The organism is Kitasatospora sp. NPDC059827, from assembly GCF_042731675.1.
In the GTDB taxonomy this organism is placed as follows: Bacteria; Actinomycetota; Actinomycetes; order Streptomycetales; family Streptomycetaceae; genus Kitasatospora.
The window spans coordinates 223,607-239,937 of the sequence record NZ_JBHWIV010000004.1 but is presented as its reverse complement, the minus strand read 5'-3'; the positions used below and the strand labels follow the sequence as shown (position 1 = coordinate 239,937).

Annotated in this window: 15 protein-coding genes and 2 pseudogenes; 10 read left to right on the top strand and 7 right to left on the bottom strand. The window is 74.2% G+C overall.

Annotated features, from left to right (window positions below):
• The first annotated feature begins 291 nt into the window (after window positions 1–291).
• Window positions 292–729: a universal stress protein gene (locus ACFV8H_RS04670; RefSeq protein ID WP_380396507.1), complete on the top strand. Its 438-nt coding sequence runs from the start codon at window positions 292–294 to the stop codon at window positions 727–729.
• A gap of 22 nt (window positions 730–751) precedes the next feature.
• Here ACFV8H_RS04670 and ACFV8H_RS04665 read toward each other — a convergent pair whose 3' ends face one another.
• The gene (locus tag ACFV8H_RS04665; protein ID WP_380396506.1) at window positions 752–1,486 is read right to left on the bottom strand and encodes an SDR family NAD(P)-dependent oxidoreductase; all 735 of its coding nucleotides are present in this window, start codon (window positions 1,484–1,486) and stop codon (window positions 752–754) included.
• A 122-nt stretch (window positions 1,487–1,608) separates the two neighbouring features.
• On the opposite strand from ACFV8H_RS04665, the gene ACFV8H_RS04660 reads away from it, so the two are divergent.
• Entirely contained in the window at window positions 1,609–2,676 is a 1,068-nt protein-coding gene (locus ACFV8H_RS04660; RefSeq protein WP_380396505.1) for an Lrp/AsnC family transcriptional regulator, read from the top strand.
• Between the two features lie 36 nt (window positions 2,677–2,712).
• Here the strand turns inward: ACFV8H_RS04660 and ACFV8H_RS04655 are convergent, their stop codons facing one another.
• The 4 genes from ACFV8H_RS04655 to sigK form a co-directional block, all read right to left on the bottom strand.
• The gene (locus ACFV8H_RS04655) at window positions 2,713–4,032 is read right to left on the bottom strand and encodes a cryptochrome/photolyase family protein (protein WP_380396504.1); all 1,320 of its coding nucleotides are present in this window, start codon (window positions 4,030–4,032) and stop codon (window positions 2,713–2,715) included.
• 159 nt (window positions 4,033–4,191) lie between these two features.
• The gene (locus tag ACFV8H_RS04650) at window positions 4,192–5,685 is read right to left on the bottom strand and encodes an SDR family oxidoreductase (protein ID WP_380396503.1); all 1,494 of its coding nucleotides are present in this window, start codon (window positions 5,683–5,685) and stop codon (window positions 4,192–4,194) included.
• A gap of 78 nt (window positions 5,686–5,763) precedes the next feature.
• A complete protein-coding gene (locus ACFV8H_RS04645) occupies window positions 5,764–6,753 on the bottom strand; it encodes a MerR family transcriptional regulator (protein ID WP_380396513.1) in 990 nt (329 codons plus the stop codon).
• Entirely contained in the window at window positions 6,750–7,451 is a 702-nt protein-coding gene (gene sigK / locus ACFV8H_RS04640; protein ID WP_380396512.1) for an ECF RNA polymerase sigma factor SigK, read from the bottom strand. Before sigK ends, ACFV8H_RS04645 begins: the two co-directional genes overlap by 4 nt.
• Window positions 7,452–8,007: 556 nt before the next feature.
• Here sigK and ACFV8H_RS04635 point away from each other — a divergent pair.
• Both ACFV8H_RS04635 and ACFV8H_RS04630 read left to right on the top strand, forming a co-directional pair.
• Entirely contained in the window at window positions 8,008–8,256 is a 249-nt protein-coding gene (locus ACFV8H_RS04635; protein ID WP_380396502.1) for a peptidoglycan-binding protein, read from the top strand.
• Between the two features lie 85 nt (window positions 8,257–8,341).
• Window positions 8,342–8,443, top strand: a pseudogene (locus tag ACFV8H_RS04630) (transposase); the annotation flags it as partial.
• A gap of 7 nt (window positions 8,444–8,450) precedes the next feature.
• Here ACFV8H_RS04630 and ACFV8H_RS04625 read toward each other — a convergent pair.
• Window positions 8,451–9,311: an SAM-dependent methyltransferase gene (locus ACFV8H_RS04625; RefSeq protein WP_380396501.1), complete on the bottom strand. Its 861-nt coding sequence runs from the start codon at window positions 9,309–9,311 to the stop codon at window positions 8,451–8,453.
• 133 nt (window positions 9,312–9,444) lie between these two features.
• Between ACFV8H_RS04625 and ACFV8H_RS04620 the strand changes: the two genes are divergently transcribed.
• From ACFV8H_RS04620 to ACFV8H_RS04595, 6 genes are all read left to right on the top strand, one after another.
• Window positions 9,445–10,137: a TetR family transcriptional regulator gene (locus ACFV8H_RS04620; RefSeq protein ID WP_380396500.1), complete on the top strand. Its 693-nt coding sequence runs from the start codon at window positions 9,445–9,447 to the stop codon at window positions 10,135–10,137.
• A gap of 39 nt (window positions 10,138–10,176) precedes the next feature.
• Entirely contained in the window at window positions 10,177–11,652 is a 1,476-nt protein-coding gene (locus ACFV8H_RS04615; protein WP_380396499.1) for an MFS transporter, read from the top strand.
• Window positions 11,653–11,879: 227 nt separating this feature from the next.
• Window positions 11,880–12,419, top strand: coding sequence for an RICIN domain-containing protein (locus tag ACFV8H_RS04610; protein ID WP_380396498.1), 540 nt, complete (start codon window positions 11,880–11,882; stop codon window positions 12,417–12,419).
• 198 nt (window positions 12,420–12,617) lie between these two features.
• Window positions 12,618–14,192: an MFS transporter gene (locus ACFV8H_RS04605; RefSeq protein ID WP_380396497.1), complete on the top strand. Its 1,575-nt coding sequence runs from the start codon at window positions 12,618–12,620 to the stop codon at window positions 14,190–14,192.
• Complete coding sequence (locus ACFV8H_RS04600; RefSeq protein WP_380396496.1) at window positions 14,189–14,824, top strand: TetR/AcrR family transcriptional regulator; 636 nt, start codon at window positions 14,189–14,191, stop codon at window positions 14,822–14,824. Before ACFV8H_RS04605 ends, ACFV8H_RS04600 begins: the two co-directional genes overlap by 4 nt.
• 155 nt (window positions 14,825–14,979) lie before the next feature.
• Window positions 14,980–15,519: a GNAT family N-acetyltransferase gene (locus tag ACFV8H_RS04595; RefSeq protein ID WP_380396495.1), complete on the top strand. Its 540-nt coding sequence runs from the start codon at window positions 14,980–14,982 to the stop codon at window positions 15,517–15,519.
• A gap of 263 nt (window positions 15,520–15,782) precedes the next feature.
• Here ACFV8H_RS04595 and ACFV8H_RS04590 read toward each other — a convergent pair.
• Window positions 15,783–16,184 (bottom strand): annotated as a pseudogene (locus ACFV8H_RS04590) (class I SAM-dependent methyltransferase); the annotation flags it as partial.
• Window positions 16,185–16,331 lie beyond the last annotated feature (147 nt).

Below are 16,331 nucleotides of genomic sequence, written 5' to 3'. Positions count from 1 at the left end.
CGCCCGCGAGATTTACCAGGTCCTGACCACGCCCGGCACCTCACACGTCACCGCCGAGCAGCTCACCACCGCTGCTTGACATCCATAAGAGCATCCGTCCGAACGGCCTGAACCGCCTGAACCGTCCGAACGAACCCGTGGGGCCGCAGCCGAGCTGCGGCCCCACCGGCCTTGACGCCCGACTCCCCCGGCCCGCACGCGTCACCCGGGTGCCGGGCCGTACTGGCGGTGCCGGCGGGCGGTCCGCACCGTGGTGGGAGGACTGACGACGACGACCCCAGGACGGTACCGATGGACCCGAACGACTCCCCTCCCCGCGTCGTGGTCGGCGTCGACGGCTCCCCGCCGTCGCACGCCGCGCTGCGCTGGGCGGTCCGGCACGCCGGGCTGAGCGGTGCGGTGGTGGACGCCGTGGGCGCCTGGGAGCCGCCGAGCCACTTCGGCTGGTCGGCGCCGGTGGTCGACACCGCCTTCGACCAGGGCCTGGCCGAGCGGAAGTTCGCGGAGGAACTCGACGCGGTGCTCGGCGCGGACTGCCCGGTGCCGGTCCGCCGGACGATGGTCATGGGCGACCCCTCCGACGTCCTGCTCGACGCCTCTCAGGGCGCCGAGCTGCTGGTGGTGGGCAGCCACGGGCGCGGCGGCTTCACCCGGGCGCTGCTGGGTTCGGTGAGCACCCGCTGCGCGCAGCACGCGACCTGCCCGGTGGTCATCGTCCGGGCGCAGTGAGCCCAGCGGGGCGCTGAGGGGTCTACCAGGGGACGGTCTGGCCGAAGCGGTCCAGGTACGCCGGCCCGGGCGTGCCCAGTCGCGACAGCAGGACGTCCACCAGCAGCGGAACGGTCTCCTCGAGCGTGAACGGCGCGTCCGGGCCGCCCAGGGCGGTGCGGATCCAGCCCGGCGCCAGCAGCACGAAGGCGCGCTGCGTCCCGCTACGCCGGGCCGCGAAGCTGCGCAGGAACATGTTCAGGGCCGCCTTGCTGCCCCGGTAGACCTCGCGGCCCCCGGTCGTGTTGTTGGTGAGGCTGCCCTGTCCGGAGGACATCACCCCGATCAGGCCCGCCGGGGACACCAGCTCCTCGAGGGCTTCGATGACCCGCATGGGGCTGAGCGCGTTGGTGACCATCACCTCGATGAAGTCGGCCGTCGTCACCGCCCCGATCGGCGTACTCACACTGGTGGTGATGCCCGCGTTGACGAAGAGCACGTCGAGTGGGCGGTGCGCCAGACGTTCGTGCAGCACGGGCAGGCGGTCCGGGTCGTTGATGTCGAGCTGCTCGATGGTGACCCGCCCGTCGGCACGATCCGCCAGGTCGTGCAGCGGCGTTCGGGCCGTGGTGTCGCGGACCGTGCCGACGACCGCCCACCCCCGGTCGAGGAACTCCGCCGCCATGGCGTGGCCGAGGCCGCGCGAGGCCCCGACGATCAGTGCAGTCGGCGCTGTCGGCGCGGTCGGTGGGTGCTGTTCGCTGCCAGTCGATGACATCAGGCGTCATCTCCGTTCTTCGAGCCGCGGTCGAGCCTCGGCTTCCGTTCGGGCATCGTCGAGTGTTCCGCCCGCCCCGCCCCTCGGGCGAGCCGCACGCGCCCGTTCGTAGGATTGCCGACATGGCAAGGGTCCTCATGACGGAATCTGCTCCGATCCAGCCCGACGACGTGCGAATCATCCGGGCATTGCAGATCGCCCCGCGGGCTTCGTTCGCCGCGATCGCGGCCGCCCTCGGCCTGACCGAGGGCGCCGTCAACCGCCGGTACCGCCGCCTGCGCGCCGACGGTGTCATCCGGGTGGCCGGCGTGGTCAACCCGGGCGCCCTGGGGCAGAGCAGATGGCTGGTGCGGCTGCGCTGCCGCCCCGGCAGCGGCCCGGCGATCGCCGACGCGCTGGCCAGGCGTGACGACGTCAACTGGGTCTCCCTGGGCGCGGCGGGCAGCGAGGTCACCTGCGCGACGCAGTCCCGGACCCGGGAGCAGCGCGAGGACCTCCTCGGGCAGCGGCTGCCCCGCACGGCCGCGGTGCTCGACATCAACGCCGCCGCCATGCTCCGGCAGTTCCTCGGCGGCCGGGGCCACTACTGGTCCGCCTTGCAGGGCACGCTGTCCCCGCAGGAGGAAGCCGCGCTGGGCAGCGGCGGGCCCCCTTTCACCGAGTCCCCGGTCGTCGCGCGCGAGCCGCTGCACCTCACTCCCGAGGACGAGAAGCTGTTCGACGCGCTCGCCGTGGACGGCCGCGCCGGTCTCGTCGATCTCGCCGCGGCCGCCGGGCTCACCCCGGGGCGCGTCGCACGGCGCCTCGACGCGCTGCTCCGGCACCGCGTCCTCCACATCGACGTCGAGATCGCCCCGGCGGCCCTGGGCTACCACGCCCGCGCGCACCTCCTGCTCCGCGTGCACCCGTCGGAGGTGAAGAACGCGGGCCGAGCGCTCGCCGAGGAGCCCGGGATCGCCTTCGCCGCGGCCGTCTCCGGGCCCTGGAACATCCACGCCGTCGCGCACTGCCGGGACCTCGACGAGCTGTTCGAGTTCACCTCGGAGCGCATCGGGTCCCTCACCGGGCTGCAGAGCATGGAGGTCTCCCCCGTGCTGCGGCAGGTCAAGCAGGCCGGCACCCGGCTCGTCGACGACCGCCTCGTCGACGACCGGCTCGCCGCGCCGTCCGGTGCCCGCGCGCGGCGCTGACAGCGGCACGGGCGTCCTATGGCGTGTCCGACACGACTAGTCCAGTCCCCGGGCCCGGCGCAGGCGGGCCGTGAGGGTGTCGGGGGCGATGATCGGGTCCGGGTACTCGGGGGCGAGCATCCACGGGCGGTGCACGGCCGGTCCGGGCAGGTGGGCCAACTCCGGTACCCAGCGCCGTACGTACGCGCCGTCGGGGTCGTAGCGGTCGGCCTGGCGCAGCGGGTTGAGCACCCGGTTGGGCCGGGTGTCGGTGCCGGTGCCGGCCACCCACTGCCAGTTGAGCTGGTTGTTCGCGACGTCGCCGTCGACCAGCAGGGAGAGGAAGTGGGCGGCGCCGATCCGCCAGTCCAGGTGGAGGGACTTGGCGAGGAAGCTGGCCGTCAGCAGCCGGGCCCGGTTGTGCATCCAGCCCTCCTCGGCGAGCTGGCGCATCCCGGCGTCGACGATCGGGTAGCCGGTGCGGCCCTCCCGCCAGGCCTCGGCCTCCCGCTCGTCGTGGTGCCAGCGGTCCTCCCGGGTGCGGTAGTCGCGGTGCGCGGCGTCGGGGCGGGCGGCGAGCACCTGGTGGTGGAAGTCCCGCCAGGCCAGCTGCCGGACGAAGGCCTCCGCCCCGGGGCCGCCGCGCTGGAGGGCGCGGGCGGTCAGCTCGGTGGCCGACAGGCAGCCGAAGTGCAGGTACGGGGAGAGCCGGGAGGTGTCGTCGGCCGCCAGGTCGTCGTGGATGTCGGCGTACGCGTCGACGTCCCAGCGCCGCCAGCGTTCCCGGGCCGCGGTCTCGCCGCCGCGCGGCAGCGAGGGCGAGAACGGGCCGCTGACCGCGAGGTTCTCGCTGCCGATGCCGTCCGGTGTGCGGATCGCCCGGGGCGCGCCCAGTACGGTGCGGTGCGGGGTCTGCTGCCAGGCCCGGTGGTACGGGGTGAAGACGGCGTAGTGGTCGCGGCCCGCCGGGGCGACCCGGCCGGGCGGCACGACGGTCACCGAGGCGTCGTGGACGTGCAGCCGCTCGCCGAACAGGGCGAGCAGCGCGGCCTCGCGCCGCCGGGCGTAGCCGCTGACCCCGGCGGCGACGTGCACCGTCCCGGCCCCGGTCTCGGCGGCGAGCCCGGCCGTCTGCTCGGCGGTCGGCCCCCGGCGGACGATCAGCCGGGAGCCGGTGCGGCGCAGCGAGGCGTCCAGGTCGGCGAGGCAGTCGGCCAGGAAGGCCAGCCGGTTGGGGGCGGCGAAGCCGGCCGCCTCGACGGCCGGGTCGAGGACGAACAGCGGCACCACCTCGTCGGCGGCGGCGCGGGCGGCGTGCAGCACGGGGTTGTCGTGCAGGCGCAGGTCCTGGGTGAACAGGGCGATCGAGACGGTCATCGGCGGGACCTCGGAGCGGGTGCGGTCGGGGTTCTGGGGGTGGGGTTCGGTGAGCCTGGCGGGTGCGGCGGGTGCCGGACCGTACCCGGTCCTTCGGAGCGGGTCGCCGCGCGGATTGGCGGTGCGCTCGCGGCCCGCCCCGCCACGGTGGGCGACCGGTCAGGCGGCATGCCGGGCCCGTTCGGTGATGTTGCGCGCCATGGCGTCGAAGACCACCGAGTGGAACGGCGCCACCGACCACCAGTAGGCGTGGCCGGCCAGTCCGTGCGGGTGGAACAGGGCGCGCTGGCGGTAGCGGGCGCCGCCCTCGCCGTCCGGGGAGACCCGCAGTTCGAGCCAGGCCAGGCCGGGCAGCCGCATCTCGGCCCGCAGCCGCAGCAGGCGGCCGGGTTCGATCTCCTCGACCCGCCAGAAGTCGAGGGCGTCGCCGACCCTCAGATGCTCCGGGTCGCGTCGGCCGCGCCGCAGGCCGACCCCGCCGGCCAGCCGGTCGAGGGTGCCGCGCAGCGCCCAGGCGAACGGGAGGGAGTACCAGCCGTTGTCGCCGCCGACGCCCTCGACGACCCGCCACACGGCGGCCGGGTCGGCGTCCACCCGCCGTTCCCGCAGGTCCTGGTAGAGGCTGCCGCCGGCCCAGTCGGGATCGGTGGGCAGCGGGTCGCTGGGGGCGCCGGGCAGCGAGGCGGAGGACCACCGGGTGGTGACCCGGGCCTCGCGGATGCGGCGCAGGGCGAGTTCGAGGGCGCGGTCGAAGCCGGTCAGGCCCTGCGGCGGGTCGGGGATCCAGCGGGCGATGTCGTGCTCGTGGCAGACGACCTCGTGCCGCAGCGACTCCACCAGCGGGCGGGCGAGTGGCCCGGGCACGGGGGTGACCAGGCCGACCCAGTGGCTGGACAGGGCCGGGGTGAGCACCGGCACCGGCAGGATCAGCCGTGGCGGCAGGCCGGCCGCGCGGGCGTAGCGCTGCATCATCAGCCGGTAGGTCAGCACGTCCGGTCCGCCGATGTCGAAGGCCCGGTCGACCTCGGGCGGCAGCGCGGCCGCGCCGACCAGGTAGTGGAGCACGTCGCGGACGGCGACGGGCTGGATCCGGGTGTTGACCCAGCGCGGGGTGACCATGGCGGGTAGGCGCTCGGTCAGGTAGCGGAGCATCTCGAAGGAGGCGGAGCCGGAGCCGATGATGACGGCGGCCCGCAGTTCGGCGGTGGGCACCCCGGCCTCCCGCAGCACCCGGCCGACCTCGGCACGCGAGCGCAGGTGCGGGGACAGCTCGGCCTCGGGCACCCCGGCGGGCACCAGCCCGCTGAGGTAGACGATCCGGCCGACCCCGGCCCGGGCGGCCGCACGGGCGAAGGCGCGGGCGGCGCGGCGGTCGGTGGACTCGAAGTCCGGCCCGGTGCCGAGGGAGTGGACCAGGTAGTAGGCGACGTCGACGCCGTCGAAGGCGCCGTCCAGCGTCTCCGGCCGGGTGACGTCACCCGCGGCCGCCTCCACCTCGGCCCGCCACGGCTGGTCGCGCAGCCGGCCCGGGTCGCGGGCCAGGCAGCGGACGCGGTGCCCGGCGGCGAGCAGTTCGGGGACCAGGCGGCCGCCGATGTAGCCGGTGGCGCCGGTGACCAGGCAGTGCTTGCCGGTCGGGGTCGGCTCGTCCATGGTCCGCTCCTTCGGTTCCTTCCGTACGGCGGGGTGTGCCTTGCGGGTGCCTGGGGCCGGGGGGTGTCCCGGCCCTGGTCAGCGGAGCAGTGCCTCCAGGTGGTCGACGGCAGTGGCGAGGTCCCGCGGCCGCAGGGTGCCCGGCGGGCGGCGGGGGCCGGCCCAGCCCGGCCCGGCGACCAGCACCACCGGCTGGGTGCGCGCGCCCTGCGGCCCCCAGGCCGTCCGGACCACCCGTTCGACCAGGGCCCGGTCCGCGGTGCGGGTGACCTGCGACCAGAGCAGCACGGCGGGCGGGCCGGTCCGGCGCACCGCTTCGAGCAGCGCCTCGGGCGGCATGGCGGGGCCGAACATCCGGAACGGCAGGCCGCGTTCGGCCAGCGCCGCAGCGAGCGCCTCCAGCGGGAGGGCGTGCAGTTCGGACGGCATCCCGGCGAGCAGAACGGCCGGGCCGGGCAGCGGCTCCGGCCGGTCGGCGACCCGGCGCAGCGCGGCCGCCACGTGCCAGGACAGCAGGTGCTCCACCTCGACGTAGCGCTCGCCCTCGGCGACCCACTTGCGCCCGGCCGCCCGCAGCGCCGGCGTCATCACCTCCGTCCAGGCGACGACGGCGCCGAGCTCGTCGACGCTGCGGCGCAGGATGCGGGCCACCTCGGGGGCGTCCAGCCGGACGGCGGCCCGGGCCAGACCCCGGCACTCGGGGCGCACGGTGCCCACCGGCAGGGTGTTGCCGCCGGAGGCCGTCCCCGTCCGGGCCGTCGACCGCTCGGGCCCGGAGCCGGACCCGGAGTCGGAGCCGGATCCAGGGCCGGACCCGGCCGCCAGGGCCGTCCGGGCGGCCTCGGCGGGGTTGACGCCCCGGGCGGTGAGCCGGCACATCTCCTCCAGGACGGCCACGTCCTCCGGCTCCCAGCGGCGGTGCCGCCCGGGGGCGCGGTGGGCCGGGCCGATGCCGTAGCGGCGCTCCCAGGACCGGATGGTGGTGGGCGAGACGCCGAGCCGGCGGGCGAGGGCTCCGGTGGTCAGTCCGGCCGGGGCCGGTGCGGTCGGGGCGGTCGGGGCGGTCACGGCCGCGAGCCTACGACGGGGCGCCGGGGCCCGGTCGGCCGACGCGCGCGCGGCCGGGGCGGGGGCCCGGCCGAGGCGCCGAGCTCCTCGCGCAGCCGGCCGAGGGCGTCGCGGATACGGGTCTTGACGGTGCCCAGCGGCGCGCCGAGCACGGCGGCGGCCTGGGTGTGGGTGCAGCCGCCGAAGTAGACCAGCAGCAGGCACTCGCGCTGGACCTCGGTCAGCCCGGCCAGCGCGTGCCGGACCGACCGGCGCTCCAGCTCGCGGTCCAGCGCGCCCTCGACCTGCTCGGCGACCTGGTCGAACTCCGGGGTGTAGCCGCGCAGCGCGGCGGCGCGGTCCCGGTCGGCGGCCGCCCGGGCGGAGCGGACCCGGTCGACGGCACGGTGGTGGGCCACGGTGAGCATCCAGGTCAGCACCTCGCCCCGCTCGGGGCGGTAGCGCGGGGCCTCCCGCCAGACCTGCCAGAACGCCTCCTGGACGACCTCTTCCGCCTGTGCCCGGTCGCGCACCACCCGCAGCACCAGGCCCAGCACGGCGCCTGCGGTGGCCGCGTAGAGCTCCTCGAAGGCCCGCTCGTCGCCCCGGGCGGTCCCGGCCATCAGCACCCGCAGCCGGGCCCGCCCGTCGGCGGTCCGCTCGGGTACGGCCGGTACGGCGGGTCCGGCGGGCCGCGCGGTGGGCGGCCGTTCGGTGATTGCCTGCACGTTCCGACCGTCGCGCACTCACACGCTGCACCGGTAGTCGCATCGTTTTCGCAGCGTTGCCGGCGGCGTGCTTGTTTCGCCAGATGATGTAGCGGCGGATCATGCTGCCCTGGGCCTTGTGGCTGGGGTGGTCGGTGCCGTCGAGGGTGAAGTAGCGCGGGGCGGTGAATTGGGCCTCGATCCGGTTGAGCCAGGAGCTGTTGGTCGGGGTGCAGGCGATCTCCACGTTGTCGGGCGCCCTCAATCCCTGGCGCCGACGAACCGGGCCCGACCCGGCGTGATCTTGCTCGCCGCCTCGATCCCCTCCTAAGATCAACTTCGCTTGCCGGGCCACCGCACACGGGTGTGCCCGCAGTTCATCTAGGGGGATGTCTTGAAGCGCCAACTCGCGGCCTTCGGAGCAGCGGCAGCCACTGTCGCCGGGCTCATCACTTTCGCTCCCGCCGCCTCCGCGGCGGACGGCTACTGCAGCACGGCCGTCTCGGCCCCGTACGGGATCGGTCGTTCGCTGATTCCCAGCACGAGCGGGGGTTCGACCTCGTGCCTCATGGAGAACGGCTCCAGCGGGGACGACGTGGTACAGCTCCAGCGGAGCCTCGCTGAGTGCAACAGCATCAGCGTGGGCCGGTGGGGCGCGGACGGCGAGTACGGCGGCGACACGGTGAGCGCCGTCCGGACGTTCCAGAAGGGGCACAACCTGTCCCCGGACGGTATCTACGGTCCGGCCACGCGCAGCGCCATGCTGTGGAACGTGTACGACTACGTCGGCAACTGGACCGGCTGCCGTCACCTGTAGGACGGTCCGGGCACGGTTCGCACGAACGCCCGGCCGGGGTTTCCCGGCCGGGCGTTCTGCGTGCCCCCGCCCCGGACGGCTCAGGAGGGCTCAGGGCAGCATGATCCGCCGCTACATCATCTGGCGAAACGAGCACGCCGCCGACGAACGCCTACGCGAAGTCGTCACCAGGGCAACCACTGCCTGATGCGGCACTAGTTGCCCGCGTCCCGCCCGTCGCGGCCGTGGAAGATCCCCCAGCTCAACCGGCCCTGCCGGCACGCCTCCACCCAGAGCGGCAGGTTCTCCAGCAGCCCCGCGACGTAGTCCGGCCCGATGAGCCGGCGCAGCTCCGGGGCCCGGCGTTCGGTCTCCGCCACCAGGCGCAGGTAGTGGGTGAGGAGTTGACCGGCGTCGTCGTCGAAGTCGACCCGGAGCGGGCCGAGTTCGGCGAACCGCTTCAAGTAGTAGCCGGGGGTGGCGAGTTCGGCCACCTCCAGCCGTGCCACCACCGCCCGCAGCATCTCAGGCGCGACCCCCTCGGCGGCCATCACGTCGGTGAGGACCACCTCGCCCCCGGGTCGGAGCACCCGGGTGGCCTCGGCGAGCAGCCGGTCGCGGTCGGGGCTGTGGCAGAAGGCCTCCTGCGACCAGACGACGTCGAAGTGGCCGTCCGGGAAGGGGATGTCCTGGAACGAGCCGGTGACGACCTCGATCGACCGGTCGAGCCCCTGGGCCGCGTTGACGGCCCGGTGGTGCGCGTTCTGCCGCTCGCTGATGTTGAGCGCGACCACCCGGCACCCGAAGCGCCCGGCCAGGTAGCGGGTCGCACCGCCGTACCCGGAACCGAGGTCCAGCACGGTGGCCCCGGGGCGCCCGAGCCGCCCGGCGACCTTCGCCGCCACCCGTTCCACGGTGCGCCGGGACGCCCGCGCGATGGACTCGTCCGGATCGAGGTACGTCCCGGTGTGGATGTCCTCCCCGCCCCACACCGTGGCGTAGAAGCCGTCGACCTCGGCGCTCCCGTAGTAACGGCGCGCGGTCTCCACCGCACCTGCGGCACCCTGCTCGGCCATGGGATCCAACCCTTCGCTTCGCTCCGCTGTCGACTGCTGACCCTACGTCATCGAACCATCCGACCGAAGGCATACACGCGGCCCGGAAATGGAGCAACTCCAGAAATCCGGCGACTACGGCTAGGCTTGATCCATGCCCCCCCGCACCGACATCCCCGCCGAGACCACCTCCGGCCTGCGCGAACGCAAGCGGGAGCGGACCCGTCGCACCATCGGGGACGCGGCGTTCCGGCTGTTCGCCGCACACGGCTTCGAGGAGGTGCGGCTCACCGACATCGCGGCGGCGGCCGAGGTCGCGCCCGCGACGGTGTTCACACACTTCCGGACGAAGGAGGAGATCTTCTTCAGCCGCCGGGCCGACTTCAACCAGGGGCTGGCCGCGGCCGTGGCGGGGGCGGGCACCACCCTGGGGCTGATCGCCGCCCTGGAGGCGTGCTTCCGTGCCGCCACCCGGATCGGGCTCGACGAGGACGGCCTGCCCAGATCCCGGACCTTCGCGGGCGTGCTGCTGGCGAGCCCGGCGCTGCGCGACGCGTACCTGGTGCTGGAGCGGGAGCGGCGGGAACTGCTGCTGGCGGCGCTGACCGAGCGGGCCGCCGGCCGTACGGCCGTGGCCGACCAGGAGCTGTTCGCCGGCCTGGTGGGCGCGGTGGCCTCCGCCGCGTTCGGCGCCCGGCACCGGCTGCTGGCCCAGGGGGCGCCGATCGGGGACGTCGAGGCCGGTGTGGACGAGGTGCTGCGGCGCGGCTTCGGGCGGATCGCCACCGCCTACGCGGGGGACGCGGCCCTGGACGCAGCACACGCAGCACACGCCGCAGGCGGATAAGAAATAGTAGGACTCTATTTATAGAGTTACTCTTCCCCCATGCCTGAGCCAGCCCCCGCACCGCGCGCACGCACCACCCCGCCCACCGAACTGACCCCGGACGGAAGCACCGAGGGGACCTCCGCCCCGGACCGCCGGAGCTCGACCGTCCTGTGGATCGCCTGCGCCGCCCAGTTCATGGTCGTCCTCGACGTGTCGATCGTGAACGTCGCCCTGCCGCAGGTCCGCGACAGCCTCGGCCTCAGCCCGGCCGGGCTCCAGTGGATCGTCAACGCGTACACCCTCGGCTTCGCCGGGCTGCTGCTGCTCGGCGGCCGCCTCGCCGACCTGATCGGTGCCAAGCGCGCCTTCACCACCGGGCTGGCCGCCTTCACCACCGCCTCCCTGGTCTGCGGCCTGGCCGGCAACGGCCCGCTGCTGATCGCCGCCCGCGCCACCCAGGGCGTCGGCGGCGCGATGCTCGCCCCGGCCACCCTGACCCTGATCATGACCACCTTCACCGAACCCCGCGCCCGCACCCGGGCGATGGGCGCCTGGAGCGCCGTGATGGCCGCGGGCGGCGCGGCCGGCGCGGTGCTGGGCGGCGTGCTCACCCAGTACGCGGGCTGGCGCTGGGTGTTCTTCGTCAACGTGCCGATCGGCATGGTCCTGGTGGTCGCCGCCGTCCGCTCCGTCCCCGTCGGGCAGCGCCCGCGCGCCGGCCGCCGCCTGGACCTGCCCGGGGCGCTCACCGTCACCCTGGGGCTGACCCTGCTCACCTACGGCATCGTCGCCACCGAGACCCACCCGTGGGGCGCGCCCCAGGTGTGGGCCCCCGTCGCGGCGGCCCTCGCGCTGCTGACCGCGTTCGCCGTCATCGAGGCCCGCACCGCCCAGCCGCTGGTGCCGCTCACGATCCTGCGCCGCCCCGTGCTGGTCCTGGCCAACGCGACCGTGTTCGCCCTGGGGGCGGCCATGTTCGCGATGTGGTTCCTGCTCTCGCTCTACTTCCAGCAGGTCCTCCGGTGGGACCCGCTGCGGGCGGGCCTGGCCTTCGTCCCCGGCGCGCTCGCGATCATCGCCGGTGCCCGGATCGCCACCCGGCTGATCGGGCGGACCGGCTCGCGCCCGCTGATGGTCCTCGGCACGGCGGTCAGCACCGCCGGGTTCGGCTGGCTGTCGCAGATCACCGCCGACGGCTCGTACGCCACCGACGTCCTGCCGCCGTTCGTGCTCTGCACCCTGGGCCTGGGCCTGGCCACGATGCCGCTCACGGTCGCGGCCACCGCCGGTTCCCGGCCCGAGGAGGCCGGGCTCGCCTCGGGACTGGTGAACACCTCACGGCAGGTCGGCGGCGCCCTCGGCCTCGCCGCGCTCGCCTCCGTCGCCTCGCACACCGCCGCCTCCCACGGCGGCACCGCGGCCCAGGCCGCCACCGCCGGCTACGGACGGGCCCTGCTCGCCGCGGCCGCCTTCACCACCGTCGCCGCACTCCTGGCCCTCGCCCTCCCGGGCCCCCGCGCGGCCCGCGGCTGAGTCCCCCGGGGCGCCGCATCCCCCGGGCGCTGAATCCGCTCGCCGCGCGGTGCCGTCGACACCCTGCGTCTGCCCGCCGAACCCTGGGCGAGATGCGGAGGCCGCCGCCGGCCCCGGGCACACCACCCCGCTTCGACTCCTGTTCGTTGCCGCTCGGTGATCATCGTGTGGAGGGATTCCCCTACGATCGTGATCAACAGCTTGTCGATCAACGGGGGAAGATCATCATGCGCAAACTCCTGGCCACGTTCGCCGCCGTCGCCGCAGCACCTCTGCTCGCCGCCACGCTCGGCACCGGCACCGCCCACGCCGATACCAGGTCCGTCTGGGGTGAGGTCCGGTTCGCCAACGGCTACTGCCTCGACGTCTCCGGCGCCGACTTCGTCTCCGGCGCCACGGTCCAGATCTGGGGATGCAATGGCACCCAGGCCCAGCAGTGGTCGCTGTACCCGGCGGACGCCACCCACTTCCAGATCCAGGCGGCCACGAGCAACGACCACGTGCACACCCTGTGCGTGAACAACTGGGAGGGGGGCGACGTCACCGGCAACCACATGCGCCTGTACCCCTGCACCCAGGGCTCCGCGAACGACACCTGGTTCAACTGGGTCCACAAGGGCAACGGCAGGCAGATGCAGCCGAAGGTCGCCTCCGCCAACTGCCTCAACTCCTGGGGCGGCCTCTACCAGGGCGCCCAGGCCCGCTTGTTCTCCTGCTACGACAGCGCCGAGGAGAACGTCGTCTCCGCCCCGATCTTTCCGATGTAGCCCGACCACGGCAGGCCCGGCCACTCGCACCCGAGCAGCCTGACCCCAACGCGCACAACGGCCCCGTACTCCCGACCCCGGGAGCACGGGGCCTCGCCGTTGCATGCCCGCTCGTCGCCCGGGCCTCCTATTTTGACAGTTGACTCTCATATGCGAGTCTGGTGTCAGATTCGTGGCTCGGTTCTCCTGGAGGTTGGCATGGCGTGCCCTTCGTCGGCGCTGTCCCGCTCGCGGCGCTGGTGGGCACTGGCGGCCCTGGTGGCCTGCAATCTGCTTCTCGGCCTGGACACGACGGTCCTGAACGTGGCGCTGCCGTCGATCTCGGCGGAGCTGGGTGCCACGAGCGGGCAGTTGCAGTGGATGGTGAACGGCTACCTGGTGGTGCTCGCGGCCCTGATGCTCCCGGGCGGGCTGCTGGGCGACCGCTTCGGCCGGCGGCGCGTGCTCGTGGCCGGCCTGGGGGTCTTCCTGGGCGCCTCGTTGCTGGGCGCCTTCGCCCACACGGTCTGGCTGGTCGTCGTGGCTCGTGCGCTGATGGGTGCGGGTGCCGCACTGGTCATGCCGCTGGCGTTGTCCGTGCTGCCGTCCCTGTTCGGCCCGCGGGAGCGCGACCGGGCCCTCGGCGTCGTCTCGGCGGTGTCCGCGCTCGGGTTCCCGCTCGGCCCGTTGCTGGGCGGCTGGCTGGTGGAGCGGTTCTGGTGGGGCTCGGTCTTCCTGGTCAACGTGCCGCTGGCGCTCGCCGGCATCGCGGCCTGCGTGTTCCTGCTGCCGGAGAGCCGGGACCCGGCCTCGCCCCGGCTCGACGTCACCGGCGCCGCGCTGACGGTCGCGGGACTGGGCGCTCTGGTCCTCGCCCTGAACGAAGGACCCGCGCGGGGCTGGGCCAGCCCTCCGGTCCTGGGCGCGGCCGGGGCCTCCGCCGTGCTGCTGGCCGCTCTGGTACGGCGCTCGCGCGGCCGGGAGCGGCCGTTGCTGGACCTGTCCCTGCTGCGGCAGCCGGAGTTCGTGTGGAGCACGGCGGCGGCCACGCTGGTCTCGTTCGTGCTGGCCGCCCTCATGTTCGCCCTGCCCCAGTACCTCCAGGACGTCCGCGGCTACGACGGCCAGGGCGCCGGACTGACGATGCTGCCGCTGATGGCCGCCATGGCGGCCGCCCCCAGGCTGACCGGCGCGCTCACCGCCCGCTTCGGCCCACGCGCCGTGATCGGCGGCGGGCTGCTCACCCTGGGCGCCGCCACCCTCCTCGGCGCGGCCGTGGGGCAGACGGGCGGATACCCGACCCTGGCGCTGTGGCTGGCACTGGCCGGCCTGGGACTCGGAACCGCGATCGTGCCCGCCGTGGGCAACGCCCTGGGCGCACTGCCCACCGAACGCGCCGGCAGCGGCTCCGGCCTGCTGACCACGCTGCGCCAGTGCGGTTCCGCGCTCGGAGTGGCGGTGCTCGGTGGCATCCTGACCAGCGTGTACGCGGCCCGGCTGGACACCGACGCCGTCCCCGCCGCCCAGGCCGTGGAGGCCCGGCAGTCCGTCGCCGCCGCCCATCTGGTGGCCGACCGCCTCACGGCCGACCGGCTGGCGGCCTCGGCCGACGGCGCCTTCACGGACGGGACGCGCGTCCTCCTGGCGGCCTGCGCGGCCGCCGCACTGACCGTCGCCCTGCTCGTACTCCGGTTCCTGCCCGCCCCCGCACCCGCCACCGCACCGGCCCCCGAACCGGCCCCCGAACCCCGGCCCGGAACCACCGCCCCCGACCGAAGGATCGCCGAACGATGACCCCCGAGAACCCCACACCCGCCACGCCCGCCACGGGCACCACCGGCGACCGGTCCGGGCTGCGGGAACGGAAGAAGGCCCGGACCCGGCAGGCGATCCGCCGCGCCGCCTACCGCCTGTTCGCCGAGAACGGGTACGAGGCCACCCGGGTCGAGGAGATCGCCGCCGCCGCCGAGGTCTCGCCCAGCACCGTCTTCCGCTACTTCGCCACCAAGGAGGACATCGTCCTCACCGACGAGCAGGACCCGCTCCTGGCAGCCGGACTGCGTTCCCGCCCCGCCGGCGAACCGGTCCTCGAATCCCTGCGCCACGCCGTCCTCGACACCCTGGACCACCTCCACGCCACCGACCGCACCGAACTCGTCCAGCGCACCCGCCTCGTGCGAGAAGTGCCCGTGATCCGCGGCCGCACCGCCGAACAGGCCGCACGGGACGCGGACATGCTCGCCGCCGTCCTGGCCGAACGCGCCGGACACCCCGCCGACTCCCTGCCCGTCCGCGTCATCTGCGTCGCCGTGATGGCCGCCGTCGACGAGACCCTGTGGCAGTGGGTCAGCGGCGGCCAGCAGGAAGACCTGCACGACCTCGTCGACCGGACCATGGACCTCCTCGCCAGGGGGATGACCCTCTGATCCCACGGCCACGCTCGTGGCCCCGTCCGCGCGGGCCAGCGTCAGGCGCCTCCGACGGTACAGGCCAGTACGATGCGGCCGGGATTTCCGGCCGACCCGTTCGTCCTGAGGAAAATGGATTGCCTTGAGGCCGGAGCTCACGTTGGCTGGGCAGCATGGCTGAACTGCGTACCGACCGCCTCATCCTTCGTCGATGGGAAGACTCCGACCTTGAACCGTGGGCTGCGATGAATGCTGATCCCGAGGTTCGCGAGCACTTGGGGGACCCGCTCACCCGTGAACAGAGCGATGCCTCCGTGGCGCGGTTCCAGGCCGAGTTCGACCAGCGAGGCTACGGATGGTGGGCGGTCGAGGTGCGGGCCACGGGCGAGTTCGTCGGCTTCGCGGGCTTGGACCAGGTGGATGACGGACTGCCGTTCACCGGGGTGGAGATCGGTTGGAGGCTCGCCCGCTCGGCCTGGGGCCAGGGCTACGCCACCGAGGCCGCCCTCGCCGGCCTGGCCTTCGGCTTCCACACGCTCGAACTCCCCGAGATCCTCGCGGTGACGACTGCGACCAACCTCCGTTCCCAGGCAGTGATGCGCCGGATCGGCATGACCCGAGACCCGGCTGACGATTTCGAGGACGCCACCGCGCCCGAAGGGCCGCTGCGTCCGAACGTGCTGTACCGCATCGCCCGTGGCGTGAAGATCTGACGCTCTCGGCTTGGTGGCTCGGCCCTCGGCTCTGTGGCCTGGTCGCTCGGTCGGGCCGCAGCAGGGCGGCGGCCCGACCAGGGGGTCGCCGCCGGGAGCCTGGCGCTGCCCAGCACGGCCGGGCCGATGAAGGACGGACTCGCGGGGAAGACCTGGCGCTCGACGTGGTCGACGACGAATCCGGCCGCCCGGATCGAGTCGAGTGTCGGACGGTTGCACTCGCAGCAGACCACCAGCCGGTTCAGCCAGTTCATCCGGTCCTGGTGGCGGGCCGCCTTCGGGTCCTCCGAGCGCATGTGCTCCAGGAAGAGCAGCCGCCCGCCGGGGCGCAGCACCCGGCCGAGCTGGCGCAGTGCCCGCTGCTGGTCGCTCACCCCGCAGAGCACCAGCGTGGACACGACGACGTCGAAGCTGTCGTCCTCGAACGGAAGGTCCTCGGCCGGCGCCCGCAGGACCGTGGTGCGCGGAGCCCGCTCCGCGGCGTGGCGCTCCAGCCGGCGGACCATCGCCGGCTCGGGCTCGGTGACCGTCAGCGACTCCACGCCTTCGCCGTAGAGGGCGAGGTTGGCCCCGGTGCCGCCGCCGATTTCGAGCACCCGGCCGCCGGCCTCGGCGATCAACCGGCGGCGCAGGTCGGTCAGGCCCTGGCGCTCGGCCTTGGCCATCATCCGGTCGTAGGTCACCGCGAACAGTGTGCTTCTGACGCCCATGACTGCCTCGCTTCACGGTCCGACGTTCTGCCTCGACGGTTCTGCCTCGACGGTTCTGCCTCGACGGTTCTGCCTCGACGGTTCTGCCTCGACGCTAGGCCC